General features: G+C 48.2%; 17 protein-coding genes and 2 pseudogenes. 1 reads left to right on the top strand and 18 read right to left on the bottom strand.

Annotated elements, in window-relative coordinates:
* Nucleotides 1-17 precede the first annotated feature (17 nt).
* From KTH89_RS16890 to KTH89_RS16910, 5 genes are read right to left on the bottom strand one after another with little or no spacing between them, the layout of a single operon-like run.
* A complete protein-coding gene (locus KTH89_RS16890) occupies nt 18-1,163 on the bottom strand; it encodes a DUF3048 domain-containing protein (protein ID WP_238722482.1) in 1,146 nt (381 codons plus the stop codon).
* A complete protein-coding gene (gene ybeY, locus KTH89_RS16895) occupies nt 1,163-1,675 on the bottom strand; it encodes an rRNA maturation RNase YbeY (protein ID WP_238722483.1) in 513 nt (170 codons plus the stop codon). The genes KTH89_RS16890 and ybeY overlap by 1 nt, the downstream gene beginning before the upstream one ends.
* Before the next feature lie 9 nt (nt 1,676-1,684).
* A complete protein-coding gene (locus tag KTH89_RS16900) occupies nt 1,685-2,689 on the bottom strand; it encodes a PhoH family protein (protein WP_238722484.1) in 1,005 nt (334 codons plus the stop codon).
* Complete coding sequence (gene yqfD / locus KTH89_RS16905; RefSeq protein WP_238722485.1) at nt 2,686-3,933, bottom strand: sporulation protein YqfD; 1,248 nt, start codon at nt 3,931-3,933, stop codon at nt 2,686-2,688. Before yqfD ends, KTH89_RS16900 begins: the two co-directional genes overlap by 4 nt.
* 21 nt (nt 3,934-3,954) lie before the next feature.
* Nucleotides 3,955-4,266 carry a YabP/YqfC family sporulation protein gene (locus KTH89_RS16910; protein WP_158347083.1) on the bottom strand — a complete coding sequence of 104 codons (312 nt, stop codon included), beginning with the start codon at nt 4,264-4,266 and terminating at the stop codon, nt 3,955-3,957.
* Between the two features lie 177 nt (nt 4,267-4,443).
* On the opposite strand from KTH89_RS16910, the gene KTH89_RS16915 reads away from it, so the two are divergent.
* A complete protein-coding gene (locus KTH89_RS16915; protein WP_238722486.1) occupies nt 4,444-5,016 on the top strand; it encodes an NAD(P)H-dependent oxidoreductase in 573 nt (190 codons plus the stop codon).
* A 159-nt stretch (nt 5,017-5,175) separates the two neighbouring features.
* Here the strand turns inward: KTH89_RS16915 and KTH89_RS16920 are convergent, their stop codons facing one another.
* From KTH89_RS16920 to KTH89_RS16980, 13 genes and pseudogenes are all read right to left on the bottom strand, one after another.
* Nucleotides 5,176-6,489, bottom strand: coding sequence for a pyrimidine-nucleoside phosphorylase (locus KTH89_RS16920; protein WP_238722487.1), 1,314 nt, complete (start codon nt 6,487-6,489; stop codon nt 5,176-5,178).
* Nucleotides 6,476-7,789: an ATP-binding protein gene (locus KTH89_RS16925; protein ID WP_238722488.1), complete on the bottom strand. Its 1,314-nt coding sequence runs from the start codon at nt 7,787-7,789 to the stop codon at nt 6,476-6,478. The genes KTH89_RS16920 and KTH89_RS16925 overlap by 14 nt, the downstream gene beginning before the upstream one ends.
* A gap of 74 nt (nt 7,790-7,863) precedes the next feature.
* Nucleotides 7,864-8,850, bottom strand: a complete 987-nt coding sequence (locus KTH89_RS16930) for a diaminopimelate dehydrogenase (RefSeq protein ID WP_238722489.1) — start codon at nt 8,848-8,850, stop codon at nt 7,864-7,866.
* 127 nt (nt 8,851-8,977) lie between these two features.
* Entirely contained in the window at nt 8,978-9,676 is a 699-nt protein-coding gene (locus KTH89_RS16935) for an ABC transporter permease (RefSeq protein ID WP_238722490.1), read from the bottom strand.
* Nucleotides 9,673-10,404 (bottom strand): ABC transporter ATP-binding protein, encoded by a 732-nt coding sequence (locus KTH89_RS16940; RefSeq protein WP_238722491.1) that lies wholly within the window; start codon nt 10,402-10,404, stop codon nt 9,673-9,675. The genes KTH89_RS16935 and KTH89_RS16940 overlap by 4 nt, the downstream gene beginning before the upstream one ends.
* A gap of 87 nt (nt 10,405-10,491) precedes the next feature.
* Nucleotides 10,492-11,133: a TetR/AcrR family transcriptional regulator gene (locus KTH89_RS16945; RefSeq protein ID WP_158347089.1), complete on the bottom strand. Its 642-nt coding sequence runs from the start codon at nt 11,131-11,133 to the stop codon at nt 10,492-10,494.
* A 96-nt stretch (nt 11,134-11,229) separates the two neighbouring features.
* Nucleotides 11,230-11,375: pseudogene (locus KTH89_RS25130) on the bottom strand (VOC family protein); the annotation flags it as partial.
* On the bottom strand, nt 11,368-11,991 hold the full coding sequence (locus tag KTH89_RS16955; RefSeq protein ID WP_238722492.1) for a TetR/AcrR family transcriptional regulator: 624 nt from the start codon (nt 11,989-11,991) through the stop codon (nt 11,368-11,370). The gene KTH89_RS16955 and the pseudogene KTH89_RS25130, both read right to left, overlap by 8 nt.
* Nucleotides 11,900-13,159 (bottom strand): radical SAM protein, encoded by a 1,260-nt coding sequence (locus tag KTH89_RS16960; protein WP_330656711.1) that lies wholly within the window; start codon nt 13,157-13,159, stop codon nt 11,900-11,902. The genes KTH89_RS16955 and KTH89_RS16960 overlap by 92 nt, the downstream gene beginning before the upstream one ends.
* A 67-nt stretch (nt 13,160-13,226) precedes the next feature.
* A complete protein-coding gene (gene rsmH, locus KTH89_RS16965; protein WP_238722509.1) occupies nt 13,227-14,294 on the bottom strand; it encodes a 16S rRNA (cytosine(1402)-N(4))-methyltransferase RsmH in 1,068 nt (355 codons plus the stop codon).
* 21 nt (nt 14,295-14,315) lie between these two features.
* Nucleotides 14,316-14,792: pseudogene (locus KTH89_RS25135) on the bottom strand (GNAT family N-acetyltransferase); the annotation flags it as partial.
* Nucleotides 14,793-15,008: 216 nt separating this feature from the next.
* Complete coding sequence (locus KTH89_RS16975; protein WP_238722493.1) at nt 15,009-15,530, bottom strand: hypothetical protein; 522 nt, start codon at nt 15,528-15,530, stop codon at nt 15,009-15,011.
* Between the two features lie 62 nt (nt 15,531-15,592).
* On the bottom strand, nt 15,593-16,081 hold the full coding sequence (locus KTH89_RS16980; protein ID WP_238722494.1) for a helix-turn-helix domain-containing protein: 489 nt from the start codon (nt 16,079-16,081) through the stop codon (nt 15,593-15,595).
* Nucleotides 16,082-16,137: the final 56 nt, after the last annotated feature.

Consider the following 16,137-nt stretch of genomic DNA (forward strand, 5'->3'; position numbering starts at 1 on the left):
TCCGATTATTCTTCCGTCTATTCCCAGTGAACCTCACCCGCGTCCGTCGCGGAAATGATGCAGATCCAGGTCTTGCCCTGGTTCAGGAGAAGCTCGTTGCCGTTCTGATCATAATAATGTCCGGAATCCGTATCGTCTTCGCCTCTCTCCCAGGTTCCCTCGATGACCTTTCCATCGCTGAAATATCTCATAGGGCCGCCGGTATGGGAATCTACCCACCAGTAGCCTTTTGCGTCCCTGGTATCCGCATAGCAGTACTGTAAGATCACATTCTTGACAGCCAGCTGTTTGCCGGTCATATCATCGATCTGTTTCCCGCCGTACTGGCTTCTGTAATATAATCCATCGCTTTCGTTGTACTCAAAGGTCGGTTTATTCACCGGATATCCGGGTTTGATCACCTTACCGGACTGACCGCCGGACATGTCCGCTGTTTCGCCCTCCGAGACAAAGCCCAGTCTTCCGGTGTATTCCTTATCATAATCCATGCTGTATCCAAGCTTATCGATCCCCTTCATAATGCCCTCGCCGCTTGCGTAGCAGTTATGAGGCGCCTTTCTGTCGGAGGTACGGTAGTATACGATATCCCCGGGATATCCTGCGCCGCTGCTGGCCAGTCCGCTGACATTATTTACGTAATCCTTGGACAGCAGATCCAGTGCGTATACCGCCTGGCCGTAGTGGCAATAGATGGCGTCGAATTCCAACGCGAACTGCACAAAATAATCACGGCAGCTTCTAACGGAACCGATTTTCTTTAAATCCTGCCACTCTTCCATCACACCCATCAAACGGGTCATATATCCCTCCACCGGCGCTTCATAAATCACGCCGGATCTGGAAATGCCGGTCTGGGGACAGGCAGCCTGCGCGTTGTTGAATACATAGGCAATAGGCCTGGTATCTCCAACAGACTTGTCCACCCATTCACCGGTTAAATAACTCTGTACCTGATCGCCGTTGGTCTGGCGAACCCACATATTGCCTGCGCTCTCTTCCTCTTCGGCAGGCTCTTCTTCCGGAACCGGGGTCTCTGCCGGAGCTTCGGGCTTCGGAGTCTCCACCGGCGCCGGGGTTTCCACAGGCGCCTCCTCCTTCTTACCGCAGGCAATCAGGCCGACCGCCATGGTAAGCACAAAGGCAAATGCTAATATTTTTTTCATCACTCTTTCCTCTCTTCCTTTTCTATCTGTAAGCAATGCAGGATTTCTTCCTGTTTTGCTTCCATTCGCTTCGCTTCTTCCTCCGTCATATGATCATAACCGAATAAATGCAGCATACTGTGAGCGATTAAAAACGCATACTCCCTCTTCTCGGAATGCCCGTAGAGCCGCGCCTGTTCCCTGACCTTTTCCAGGGAAATTATGATATCCCCCAGCATCAGTTCCCCGGTTTCCGGGTTAAAATAATCCAGCTCATCCTCCTCAAGGCCTGAGAAATCCGCCGGCGTGTTATAGTCTATCAGGGGAAACGACAATACGTCCGTCGGCTTGTCGATCTGACGGTATTCCCGGTTTATTTCACGGATCGTCTCGTTATCCGTCAGGGTCAGGTTTAACTCCACCTCGTAGGGACAGCCCGCATAGTCCAGGGCCTGTTCTACCACCTGCGCGGCTACTGCCTCCATATCCAGATCCAATTCCGTCTCACATTCTCTGATTATCTGTAAGCTCATGCGGAAACCTCACTTTTTATAATTTCCGCCGCTTCGGTAGCGGTCGGTCTTTTTCATCGTATTCTGCTCGTACTCCTCGTAAGCCTGTACGATTTTCTGCACCAGAGGGTGGCGGACCACATCTTTGCTGGTCAGATAGGAAAATCCGATATCCTCTACTTTTTTCAATACCCGCACCGCGATATCCAGGCCTGATTTCGTACCGGAGGGCAGATCCTTCTGGGTCATATCGCCGGTAATGATTACCTTGGAACCAAAACCGATCCGGGTGAGGAACATCTTCATCTGCGCGGGCGTCGTATTCTGCGCCTCATCCAGGATAATGTACGCGTTGTCCAAAGTACGCCCGCGCATGTAAGCAAGCGGGGCCACTTCGATCAGTCCCTTTTCCATATTTTTCATAAAGCTTTCCGGGCCCATGATCTGATACAGCGCATCGTAAAGGGGCCGCAGATAAGGATCTACCTTGCTCTGCAGGTCTCCGGGCAGGAAACCTAATTTTTCTCCGGCCTCGATGGCGGGCCTGGTCAGGATGATCCGTCCCACCTCTTCATCCTTAAACGCCTTGATCGCCATAGCCATAGCCAGATAGGTCTTACCGGTTCCGGCGGGGCCAATGCCGAATACGATCATCTTCTCCCGTATCTGGTCTACATACTGTTTCTGGCCCAGTGTCTTCGGCTTGATAGGCTTGCCGTTGATCGTGTGGCAGATACAGTCCTTGTCGATCTCGATCATCGCCTCTTCCTTTTCCTCAAAGGACAGGGCTATGATATAATCCACATTCTGCTCTCCGATAATATTTCCCCGTTTTGACAGCTCTACCAGCTGTTCAAAAACTTTTCTGGCCTTGGCAGCCGCCCCTTCCGGCCCTATAATTTTCAGGCCGCCGTCCCTGGCGATCACCGTTACCTGGAAGGCTCTTTCAATTTTCTTTATATAAGCGTCAAACTGTCCGAACACATTTTGGGCATGTTCGGACGGAACATCGAGAATTTTTTCTGTTATACTCATTCTTCTTCGGTCCTCTCTTCTGGTTCGGGGATGGTCAGCATCTCTGTCGGCGTGCGGGCGCCGATTTTTTCTTCAATCAAAAGCTTTCCCGCGGCTTTGCAGAAATCCCCATCAATTCCTATTTTAACATTATTTTCAACAATTTGAACCCCTTTTTTTCTTAATTTTTCTAAAAATTCCGACAAATGCTGTTGTGCGATGGCATCTGCTTCCTCCTGTGTATACGTTTTTTCCACGGGCGTGTAGTCCTTTACCGTGGAAATCTGTAAAGTTAGGGGCAAATAAAAGTTTTCCCCGATTTTGAGCGGGTATTCATCGGTGACGATATCATAGGATGGATAGGGTATTTTGGGCTGGAACAGACGGATCTGTTTTTGCAAAATCTGAAGTCCAACCTGGAATTTATGTTCGCCGCTGTAATTTTTATCCGTATAGGCCAGTGGGAATTCATCGCTGTATTCATAGACGGTTTTCGCATAGATATCCGCATCCGCGGACCGGAACTGATAATTGACGACCGTCGCGTCGTCCCCCAGCACATCCACCCTGCCCAGCACCAGCAGGTCCCCTTCTTTGACCACATCGCCCACTTTTACCTGAGGGGTTCCCGCCCGGGTGATCATCTTTGTGATAAGTCCGTCTTTATCGGCGATCAGATCCGTAACGGTATCATCCCCCTGTTCCTGAACCGTATCCACCACGTCCGTATCCGTATTTTCCCGGACATGGATTAAGAGCCTGGTTCCCCGGATCTCCGCCGAAGCCCAGATAATGTCGTTGAACTGGGCGCGGATCATGGATTCCACCTCCTGGCAGTCCACCTTTTTTTTGGAGATTCCGTGATACACCTTCTGGGCCGACAGATAATCCAGGATCACATCCGAGGTCTGGGTATAATTTCCTTCGATATGAATGTCCCAGATAAATAAAGACATCACGTAGAGCATGGCCGCGCACAACACGATACCGATAAAGAACATTTTACGTTTCCGGTATTTATGTAAAAAAAAAGGAAGTCCACATTTGTCCAATATTACTACCTTTGTCTTGGTTTTCTTCAATATTGGCTTCAGTTTGCGGAATCCCTTAATCGTGATATACATTTCGTAATCATCACCGGCATTCTCAATATTCCATAAGAGAATATCATGGTAACTGCATAAATTGATGAACCGCTCCGGGGAATATCCCACCAGCCGGATTTTAATATACCCTTTTATATACTGAATGATTTGAATGAGCAACCAGATGCACCTCGACTTATTTTAAGTATAATGAATCTCTATTATGCGTCCTGTAATTTTCATTTCATCGTTGGTATAGTAATCAATATGCAGATTCGTCCCTTTCATCTCAAGCTGACAGGTTTTTGTCTGGAGACGGATTCTCTCCTTCGTATATTCTATAATTCCACGGTAATTTTCCACATAAGCTTCACATTGGCCGGTCACGGTCAGGATCACCGCGCCGAACATCAGGTCCTTGGGAAGCTTCAGAGAATCCACCACATTTTCCTTTACACCTGGAGTCTCTTCTTTTTGTTTTGTGATGCGGCTTGCGTTTCTTGATTTCCTCATAGTCATCCCATATGGTTTATTATCTAATATATGTGGAGGCATGCCGGATTATGAATTTGGACAGCGGCCGGGCCGCATTTGCGAAGGTAGATTTTAAGTAAGAGGTGTGCTATACTGGCAGTTAATCTTATGCGCAGGGTGTTCCTGCCGGAAAATTAGGAAATGAGGGGTTTTCAGATGGGTAAAATATTATTTGTAAATGCTTGCGTGCGTCCGGATTCACGTACGCTTGTCTTGGCAAAACATGTACTGGGACAGATGGATGGGGAGATCGAGGAGGTTCGGCTGGAACAGGAACCGCTGGCGCCGCTGGATTGGAACCGTCTGCAGGAGAGGGACCGGTACGCGGCTTCGAAAGATTTCTCTGCACCTATGTTCCGCTATGCAAGGCAGTTCGTGGAAGCGGATGAGATCGTAATCGCTGCTCCCTACTGGGATTTGTTGTTTCCGGCTGTTGTGCGGACTTATCTGGAATCGGTTACGGTTTGCGGGCTTAGTTTTAAATACAGTCCCCAGGGAGTTCCCATAGGGTTGTGCAAAGCCGGCCGGCTGATCTATGTCACTACGGCCGGAGGACCGATTGGCGGGAAAAATTTGGGATATGATTATATAAAAGCTTTGTCGCATACTTTTTATGGCATTTCGGATGTTACGTGTTTTAAAGCGGAAAACCTGGATATCGTCGGGGCTGATGTGGACGCGATTATGGACCGGGCCATCCGGGAAATTCATGCGGCATTTTATAATTAGCTCTGTTATTTTCATATAAAGTTTTTGGTTCATGAGAAACGGCAGGTGGCTGAAATGTCATCTTTGCACCTGCCGTCTCTTAATTTATTAATGTTATACCGAGATGATTCTTTTCCCTCTGCTCATAGCACTACCCCGCTTAAGAAGACGAGCATCGTGTTATTGGTTGCCGGTTATGACCGCTTTGATAAACGCAGGACGTTCCACCGGCTCTTCCGAGAAGTGGTACGTGGTGCAAAACCGTTCCTTCGCCTGCCGCAGCTTTTCGGGATCGTTGGCGTGGATAACCGCGAGGGATTCCCCGGCATTTACGTAGTCCCCAACCTTTTTGCGCAGCACCAGTCCTACGGATAAGTCGATCTCGCTTTCCTTGGTCTCACGGCCGCCTCCCAGGATCAGGGATACGATCCCCACCTCCTCCGTGTCGATGTGGCGTATATAGCCGGACTGCCCGGAGGGGATCTCTTCGACCAGGGACGCCTGGGGCAGAAGGTCCGTGTGATATACCGCAGCTTCCTCACCGCCCTGGGCATGAACGAATTCCGCAAGCTTGGCCAGCGCGCTGCCGTCATCGATGGTTTTCTGTAAAATATCCTCCGCCTCTTCCATAGACGCGGAACGTCCGATACTGACCAGCAAACCGGCGCCCAGTTTCTTGCACAGGTTCTTTAAATCCTCAGACCCGCGGCCTTTTAAGGTCTCGATGGCTTCCTTTACCTCCAGCGCGTTACCGACGGCGAAGCCCAGCGGCTGATCCATGTCGGATACGATGGCGGTCATCTTCCTTCCTGCCGAAGTCCCGATCTCGACCATGGTTTTGGCCAGGGCCAGAGCATCTTCCTCCGTCTTCATAAAAGCGCCGCTTCCGGTCTTCACATCCAGCACGATGGCGTCTGCTCCTGCCGCCAGCTTCTTGCTCATGATACTGCTGGCGATCAGGGACAGATTGTCTACCGTAGCCGTAACATCGCGCAGCGCGTACAATTTCTTATCCGCCGGAGCCAGGTCCGCCGTCTGTCCCATTATGGCTATTTTGATCCGGTTCACATTTTCTATAAACTGGGTCTCTGTCAGGGAAACGGAAAAACCCGGGAAGCTTTCCAGTTTGTCAATAGTCCCTCCGGTATGGCCAAGGCCCCGGCCGGACATTTTGGCAACGGGCAGTCCCAGGGCGGCCAGCATGGGTGTCAGCACCAGTGAGGTCTTGTCTCCCACCCCGCCGGTGCTGTGTTTATCCACCTTAATACCTTCGATGGCGGACAGATCCAGCATATCGCCGCTGCGGGCCATGGACATGGTCAGGTTTACGGTCTCTTCTTTGTTCATTCCCCGGAAATAGACCGCCATCATCATGGCGGACATCTGATAGTCCGGTATTTTCCCGTTTGTATAATCATGGATCATAAACTCGATCTCCTCTTTTGTAAGGACACCACCGTTTCTTTTCTTCATAATCAAATCATACATCCTCATAGACCATTCCTCCTACATCCCCCACCGCCCACAGCGGCAGATTTAACAACCAATCCTCTTTTTTGTAGTCCGTCATAGAGGTTCGAATGGACATCTTCGGCCGAAACTTCTCCCGATACATCTTCAGGCTCTTGGCTTGAAGGTTTTGTTCTGCCTTGACTTCAACAGGAATTACATCCATGCCGTTATCAATCACAAAATCCACTTCCGCTGTACCGCGTTCCGCCGTCCAATAATATATGTTCAGATCCCGGATCGTTTTTAACTGCTGAAGCACATATTGCTCCGTCAGAGCCCCTTTGAACTCTTTGAACAGTTCATTACCATCCAGCAGCACGTCCTGCCGCAGGCCAACCATACAGGATAGCAAACCTACATCTACCAGAAACAGCTTGAACGCTTTCAAATCCTCATAGGCTTTCAGCGGCAGGTTCGGAGCAGAAACCCGGGGGATCTTATGGACAAGCCCGCAGTCGGTAAGCCAAAGCATGGCTAATTCATATTCTTTAGCCCTAGCCCCCTCTTTGATCAGTCCATAGATAAACTTCTTGTTTTCCTTGGCCAACTGTGCCGGGATGCTGTTCCACAGCATACGAATTCGGGGGACCGCCTCATTGGGGGCATGCTTGGAGAAATCCTGCTCATAGGCGGACAAGATGCGTTGCTGAATCTCCCGCACCTCGTTGAAGTCCCGGTTGTCCGCAAAGGCCTGCACGACCTCCGGCATCCCTCCAACATAGTAGTAGTGTTTCAGCAGATCAATATAATCTCGCCTGAAGGCGGCAGCCATATCGAAATCGCCCTTTTGCAACAGCTCCACATACTGTCTCTTATCCATGGCCGTCATGAACTCAAAAAAGGATAAAGGATACAAATCCAGAAACTCCACTTTACCCACAGGAAAAGATGTTCCCTGATGAAGCGCCACGCCTAACAGACTACCGGCGCAGACGATCTGATATTGGGGCGCATCCTCATTAAAATACTTCAGACTTGTCAGAGCTTTAGGAACTTCCTGGACCTCGTCGAAGATCAGAAGCGTATTGTCCGGGTCGATCTTATGTCCGGCGTACAACTCCAGACCGGTCACCAACCGCTCCACTTCCAGTCCGCCCTCGAACAGGTTCCTCATTCGTTCATTATTATCAAAGTTAATATAAACGACCCGCTCATAGGCATTAGACCCAAATTCCTTCATCAGCCAGGTCTTCCCCACCTGCCGGGCGCCGCGTATAATCAAAGGCTTGCGCCTTTCTTTTGTTTTCCACCTCTGCAATTGTTCCATAGCCGTCCGATACATAGGCACCACCTCACAATATTCCTAATGACATTATAACACTTGGTAACAATAAATCAAACGACTTTTTGTTCCTGTTAAAGCATAGATCCCCGAAGTTCCTCGCCGCTCTTCACGCTCAGATACGCAGGCGGAATATCAAATACTGTTTTACATCCCGTCACTCCCTGTGAGGCCAGCCGGTATGCCGCTCTTGCATAGGCCACGATCACACAGGACGTGAACTCCGGATTTGAATCCAGCTTCAGGCTGTATTCGATCAGATGATTATGCTCTTCTTCCCATCCGGTCTTCCCGCTGCGCAGCACGAACCCGCCGTGTGGAATCCCGCTGTGCTTTGCGCGAAGTTCCTCCTCGCTGATGAAATGAACCGTCGTATCGTAATCCGCGAAATAGTTAGGCATCGTTATAATTGCATTTTCTACCGACGCAGCGTCCGCTCCCGGTTCCAATACCACAAAACATTCCCGGGTATGTTTTTCACGGGTCGAAAGGCAGGGATTCTCCCCGTTTCTCACAGATTCCAAAGCCGCTTCCACCGGTATCGTATACTGCTTGGCATCCTTTACTCCCGGTATCCTCCGGATCGCGTCGGAATGCCCCTGGCTGACTCCTTTTCCCCAAAAGGTATAATCATTTCCCTGCGGCAGAATCGCATTCGCATACATCCTGTTCAGAGAGAACATCCCGGGATCCCAGCCCACGGATATGATTCCCACCTTATTACCGGCCTTTGCCGCCGCGTCCACGTTAGCGAAATGCTCCGGAATCCGCGCATGGGTATCAAAACTATCCACCACGTTGAATGCCCCTGCATATTCCGGGGTCTGTACGGGCAGATCCGTCGCGCTTCCTCCGCACAGAATCATCACATCAATCCGGTCTTTCCACTCCATCGCCTCTGCTGCGCTGCACACGGCCGCTTCCTTGGTCAGGATCGACACCCCGGCCGGATCCCTCCTGGTAAATACCGCCGCCAGCTCCATATCCGGATTCTGCTTAATAGCGCATTCCACACCGCGCCCCAGATTACCATAACCCAATATACCAATTCTGATACTCATTATAATTTCCTCCGTTCGTGCGTTTTTCCTTCATCCGTTCGTTTTTTATTATAAGTTCCTGACAAAATTTCCGCAAGATTTTCCTTCCATTTTCCGGCAGGTTGATAATTTTCATGGCAGCAGCCCTCTACTCAACCTCCATATGATTTATTATATTTAACAGAATAAGAAGTATCACAATAATAGAAGCCAACGATATGCCTAAAATCAAACAGGTAATAACAGGATCTTCAAACGCGCCAACAGATACATTCCCGTATATCCCGGACAAAACAAACGCACTGATAATCGTCATGGGAATGGATTTCTTTATAAATCCGAATCCCAAAGAAAGCAGACCTATCGCACTAATAGCAGTTATGGATACCGCCGTCATTTTAAATTCTTCCGCCAATAAATGGACCGACATTGTATCTGTTACAATCGGCGCGAAAGATTCTGTTAGCGAAAATACAATCATGGATATTCCGGTACATAGCAGCATGGAAATGAATATAAAGAAAAATACAACGAGCACTTTGGCTATAAATATTTTTTTGCGGCTTACCGGATACGAAAATAGTAAAGCCAGCCGTTTCCCCGAATACTCTTCCGTTATCAATTTTGCGTACATCGTCGCAGATAATACGCCAAAGAGAATAATACTGATTACGCTGGTTAACCGGAATATATTTGCATAGGTCATAAACTGCGTTTCCTGTTGTACTTGCGCCGTATAAGCGGCAAAGTAAGTAAACGCAAGTAAAATGATACCAAATACCGCACTGCTGATATAATAAGGACGCAGATTGATACGTTGAAGCTCTAATTTCATCAATTTTATCATAACTCTTTTCCTCCGCTCATCAGGTTAAAAAAATAATCCTCCAGGCTGCCGTTGTACTCCGATTTTATTTGTGATAAATCGGATTCACATAGAATCCGGCCATCTGCTATTACACCTACTTTATCCGCAACGTGTTCTATTTCGCTAAGGATATGACTGGAAAATAAGATAGTTACACCACTTTCCCCAGACAGAGATAAAAACAGTTCTCTCATTTTTCTAATCCCCATAGGATCAAGTCCATTGACCGGTTCATCTAATATAAGAACTTGGGGCTGGTGAAGCAATGCTCTGGCAAGTCCAAGGCGTTGCCGCATACCCAATGAAAATTTTGAAACCTCTTTTTCCCCTGTTTCCGGCAGGCCGACCAATTGTAAAACCTTCTCAACACCAATTCCGGAAACACCCATATAGGCTAAATGAATTTCAAGATTTCTTTTGGCCGATAGATGTTCATAAAAAGTCGGCGCTTCAATGAGGCTCCCAATTTTTGAAAGCAGTTTATCCCGGTCTTTCAAAATATTGTACCCTAAAATAGAAATGCTTCCGGAATCCGGTGTTAACAGACCCGTCAGCAATTTAAAGACCGTGGTTTTTCCCGCTCCGTTTGCGCCAAGAAATCCGTAGATGGAGCCTTGTTTCACACACATATCGCACCCCTTTATGACCTGATTCGCTCCAAAGGATTTTACTAAGTGATTAACTTGAATTGCTGTTTGTGAATTCATACGTCCTCCTGTGAAACCGACTGCCGGTTTTTATTTTTGTTTAAAAATGGGCTGCCAAGAAAGCAGCCATTTTTGCGTTCATAAAATCTAATCAGAGATCTTTTGGTAACTATTCAAAAGAGCGGTTATTAGTTTATCATCGATAATATCTACTCCAAGAAGATGCATCACCGATTGCAGGTAGACTAACCGGTCTTTCGTTTCATCATTATTACGCCCGAACAGAACTGGATTTAACCAGAAGTTTAAGAGCAACAGAAAGATTTCCGCGCAATAAGCTGGCTGTGCAGTTTGAAAGGATCCGTCCTTTACGCCTTCCTCTATAATCTCACCGATAATTGGCGCATCCTGATTCACACAGGCTTGTAGGCCTCCTACGACAAAGCGTGGATTTATCTGTGTATTTATAACAGAATCGAGCATATTCGTTTCCATATCTGTTGCGAGCCGGTAAAGAATTTTTTTCAATTTTTCTTTTGCATTGCCGGCCGTAGTGTTTTGGATTATTTCATGAAGCATATCCATGGCATACTGCGCCCGTTTCTGCATAACAGCTTCTAAGATCTCTTCTTTTGATCTAAAGTGATGATATATTCCTCCTTTCGAAAGATTAAGCGCGTCCAAAATATCTTGTATGCTTGTTTCCTCATAACCTTTTTCCACAAATAACTGAACCGCTGTGTCAAGTATTCTTTCACGGGTTTGTTCCGGATTTTTATTTCGCCCCATAACATCCTCCTTAAAACCGACGGTTGGTTTGTATTTATTATATATAAATTATCTATTGTTGTCAATATCCTTATCAGACAGTCTGGCAAGGCCTTTTTACACGGTTATCTCTATTTGGTGCCTTCAATCCCGATGATACAACTTTCATAGTAACCGTCGCCCGTTGTTCTAGGCCCGCTTATGACTTCATAGCCATCCGCGTACAACCGTTGCGTCAATTCATCCACCTTTTCCTTACTTCCCCGTTCCCTGATAAATCCTGGCAAACTCCCTGATCTGGCGTTCCAGAGCCTGCAAAGCCTCCGCCTCTTTCTGCGGTTCCTGATCGTATTTATTCAGCAGGAAAAAAATGGGGGCATAGAAATTGACTGCCATAGCCTCCGGATCATGTCCGTTGAAGATCCCCCGTTGAATCATTTCGCCGAACAAAGCAGTCTGGTAGGTTATGGCCGCATTCATGAATATGCCGCGGTACACTTCATAAATCTCCCGGTTCCGGTACTGCTCGATCGCCAGCATCCGGCGAAAGCGGGATGCGAATTCATCCTTGAGATAAAACAGGAAAATCTGCCTGCTCAGGCCCAGCAGTTGATCGATCGTGATTGTGCCGTAAAGTATGGCGGCCTCCGCCAGATTCTTTTCATCCGGCAGCCCGAACGCACGGGACATCTCCTCCATCCGCACGGACATCTCCTGAACGATGGTATCGAAGATCTCTTTTTTGCTGCTGAAATGTTTGTACAGGGAACTGTCCTTGATCCCTACTTTATCCGCTATATTTTTCACACTGGTGCCCTGGTATCCCTGTATGGAAAATAAAGTCAGTGCTTCTTCCACAATCCGTTCTCTCGTTGTCATTGCCTGATTCCTCCAAACATTTTTTTACGGACTGTTCCTGCTCAAACAGAACGCATCCGCCCGTATGTGCCTCCTTTAAAATACCCTCTTCTTTTAATTTAAGAAAGAGAGGAGAACGCAGCGCTTCCCGTAAACCGGTATGCAGCAGGCTGGTGTCCGAATAAGGGGAAAATGGACAGGGTTCTGCCTGCCCGGACGCGTTAATATGGAAAAACCCTCTCCCGGCCGCCAGACAGCCGCCGGATTCCTTTTCGTCTCCGGGAAATGACAGGAACAGCATCTGCGAATCTGCTCTTCGCAATTGTTCTAACGTCCGCGCCAATGTATCGCGTTCCTTTCGGGACTTTTTGTCGGCCGGTACATACTCCACAAAAACGATTCCCCGGCAGCCGCTGTTTTTCAAATCCCGGACGAATTTACCTGAGACCGCTTCCCTGAGGTTTTCCGACGTTACCGTCACAGAAGCGCCAAAAAGACGCCTCTCCCCTTTCAACAATTCCATCCCTTTAAGGAGCCGGTCATATACACCTTCCCCTCTCCGCCGGTCCGTCTCATCCCTGCCTCCTTCGATGCTGAAAATAGGGATCAGATTCCGATTATGTAAAAAGATCTCCGCTTTGCCGCTATCCAGCATGGTCCCGTTGGTAAATACCGGAAACAGAATCTTTTTGTGGCGGCCCGCTTCCTCCAGTACATCTCTCCTGGCCATCGGTTCTCCGCCCGCCAGCAGCACAAAACTAACGCCCAGCTCCTCTGCCTGTGTAAATATATCTCCCCACTGATTTTGGGTAAGTTCATCCGCAAAGCCTGCCGCATCCGTCCTGTCTGCACACGCTTCGTTTGCCCTCGCGTAACATCCTTTGCAGCTCAGATTACAACGGCGGGTGATACTGGCGATCAGAAACGGAGGTATATGCTCCCCTCTCTGTTCTGCTGCCGCCCTTAACTTCCTTGCCTTGTATTCATCTGCGGTATAACGCATCAGAAAACTTCTCTCCTCGGAATTACCAGCAGCTGCCAGTATCATCCCGCGCACTATCTTTTGAACACCCCGACTCAAATATTCTTCTAACTGAAATTCCTGCATATGATCCGCTCTCTTTCTCCCTGCTGTAATCCCGTATTTACCGGGGCAGGATTCATCGGTCTTATTTAAGCTAGTATTCACTAGCCTTCCTTGCATTTTCAGTATAAGCTAGTGCTTACTAGCCTGTCAAGAAAAATATTTTATCAAGTTATGCTTTCACAGCCCACCTCATTTTTGTGGAGCGGGCCCGGCTGTTCATGGCGCACTCTTCTGCGCTCGGGCGGATGACCTCCCGGGAGAAGTCCTGATAAACCCCTGCCCGGCACAAGCGTTGAAAGGATTTTTTCACCAGCCGGTCTTCCCCGGAATGGAACGTCAGTATCGCAACCCGCCCCCCGCTTTTCAACACATCAGGAAGCTTTTCCAGAAATTCTTCCAAAACTTCAAATTCGCTGTTCACATCGATTCTAAGCGCCTGGAACGTCCGCTGACAGGATTTCTTTATCCCTTCTTTTCTCTCGTTCTCAGGAAGAAACGACAGCGCGTTCCCAATAATCTCCCTTAGCTGCGTCGTGGTAGCGATCTCCCTTCCCTTTCTGATCTCCGAGAAAACGGCCCGGGATATCTGCGCCGCATAAGGTTCATCCGCGTTCTCCAGAAGCATTCCCTCCAGCTCTTCCCTCGTTATCTCCCGGAGCCGCTCCGACGCCGGGATTCCCTTCTCCGGATTCAGCCGCAGATCCAGCGGTCCTTCCTGCTTATACGAGAATCCCCGCTCCGGATTATCGATCTGCATGGAGGATACTCCCAGATCCGCCAACGCGAAATCAAAGGGGCCGGTCTCTGCCGCCAGCTGATCAATGTCAGCGAAATTCATCTGCCGGATTGTCAGAATCTCCGGTCCGTATCCGCATTTCCCCAGCCGCTCTCTTGTTTTCGCCAACTCAATCGGATCCACATCCAGGGCGAAGAGATGCCCCTCTCCCTTCAAGCATTCCAGCATTTTCTGCGTATGTCCCCCATAACCCAGGGTAGCGTCTAACCCGGTCTGTCCCGGACGGATCTTAAGAAAGTCCAGAATCTCCCTGACACAGATAGAGATATGCATACCGGCAGGCGTGCTCCCCTTCCGTATGACTTTCTCCACAGTATCTGCATATTTTAGCGGATCCAGCTCCTTATATTTCTCCTCAAACCTTCTGGGATGCGTCCCTTTATAGCGGACCCGCCTCCGGTGCTTGGGTTCCCGCTCCACCGAATAAACCAGATGCGGCATGTAGCAGTGGTAATAGTGCTTCACAAAGCTCCCCTTAAGAGACATGCCGTTTCGCTCGGCCACACGAATCGAAGCCAGGTTCGTTTCCCGTATAATCGAAAATACTTCCTCCATATCCAGGGTCTGAAATGCATAATCCCTGCAGGCAGCCGCCGCTTCCATCGCATACCCTCTATGCCAACAGGACTTTTGGAACAGGTAACCAATCTCCGGTACCCTTCTGTCATTCCAATCCTGCATCGTAATGCCGCACTGGCCGATCATTTCCCCGGTTTCTTTCAGAATAACCGCCCACAGCCCGAATCCATATTCTTCGTATCTTTCCAGCTGCCTGTCCAGCCACTCCTGTACTTCCTGGCCGGAAAATGCATGCTCATAGGCATACATCACCTCCGGGTCCTGCAAAATCTTGCACAGGGAACAGTAATCATCCTGCGTCATCCTGCGCAGATATAATCTCTCTGTCTCCAGAATTTGATTATTGTTCCATCCTTCCACTCCGCCTTTTTGGTTCAAACTTATTCCTCCTTACTTTCTTCTATCCAATAGCCCAGTAGCTCTGAACCGCTGCAAAAACCCGGGGCCAGCAAAATAGAAGGGAAGGTCTCATGTAGTATTGCATTTGACGATTCCCTTCTATTTCTAACAAGCGCTTATTCTAACAAGCGCTTATTGCAAATAAGATATTCTCTCACTTCAGATAGGATACTTCACTCACTTTTTCAGGTAATACTTGCACAAATAGCGGCCTTTTCGGTCTATTCTGGCCCGAAATTCCACTTCGACGTCATCTTCCCCGCCGAAACCATCCTCGTCTTCCCAGTACCGCCCATCCGGCTGATATAGCCAGTCTATGACGGTCTCCCCGTTTTCAAAAATGTATATGTTAAAAACAAACTGGACATACGGATAAATCAGCTTGCAATCCGCATATTCTAAGACTTCCTGCTCATTTTCCACACCGGGGAAATTAAAAATATCTCCTTTTTCATCCACAATCAGATATTTCTCATGAGCAGTGGAATCATGCAAAAATACATTTCGCAGCGTTGTCCCGCCCATGCCATTACGGATCAGGTCATAAGTCATAAACATCCCCTCGCCCAAATCCTTCTTTTCTGAGCGGATAAAACTGCTTGATTTGTTCCCGGCTGACCCGCTGTCGATAATGACGACCGTACCCGCTTTATTCTGGTTTTTTGTTTTTGCGCGATTGCGCAACCTGTTAAAAAACATCCACATCCCTCCCTGATATTCATTGTTTTCCCTGTTTATTGGTTATTTTATCTGCCTATCCGCTAATCCGTATTCCTCTCAGCGAATTTGACCCATGCATAAAAGATCAGAAAAATTCCCACTATAAGACTCGCGGCGCTGACCCCTTTTACAAATCCGGCAAAAAATTGTTCATAAGCTCTTTCCCCGGAAGGCCATAAAAGCGAATAGATTGCTGTAATGAATGAGATCAATATTGCGCACAGCGCCCCTGCCAACGTAGTGTTTTTCTTTAATTTTTGTACTTCTTGAAACAGGGTGCTTACAATTTTCGTATTTTCCGCTTCCGCAGCTTCCTGTTCGATATATTCTCCTTTTAACAGTTCATAAATCGATACCTCCAGCACCTTGCTGATCTCTTCCAATAATGAACTGTCCGGCAGACACTTTCCGCACTCCCATTTTGAAACTGCTTTGTCCGTTACGTGCAGGCTTTCTCCAAGTTCCGCCTGGGTCATTTTCTTTCTTTTTCTGGCATCTGCTATAAATTTTCCGGTTATTTTCGCATCCATAGTAACTCCTCCTTTTTGAGCATATTAACTCCAAAGCCATTCTATTAACACCTCTC

Origin of the sequence: Diplocloster agilis, assembly GCF_019042275.1 — a bacterium.
Classification (GTDB): Bacteria; Bacillota; Clostridia; order Lachnospirales; family Lachnospiraceae; genus Diplocloster; species Diplocloster agilis.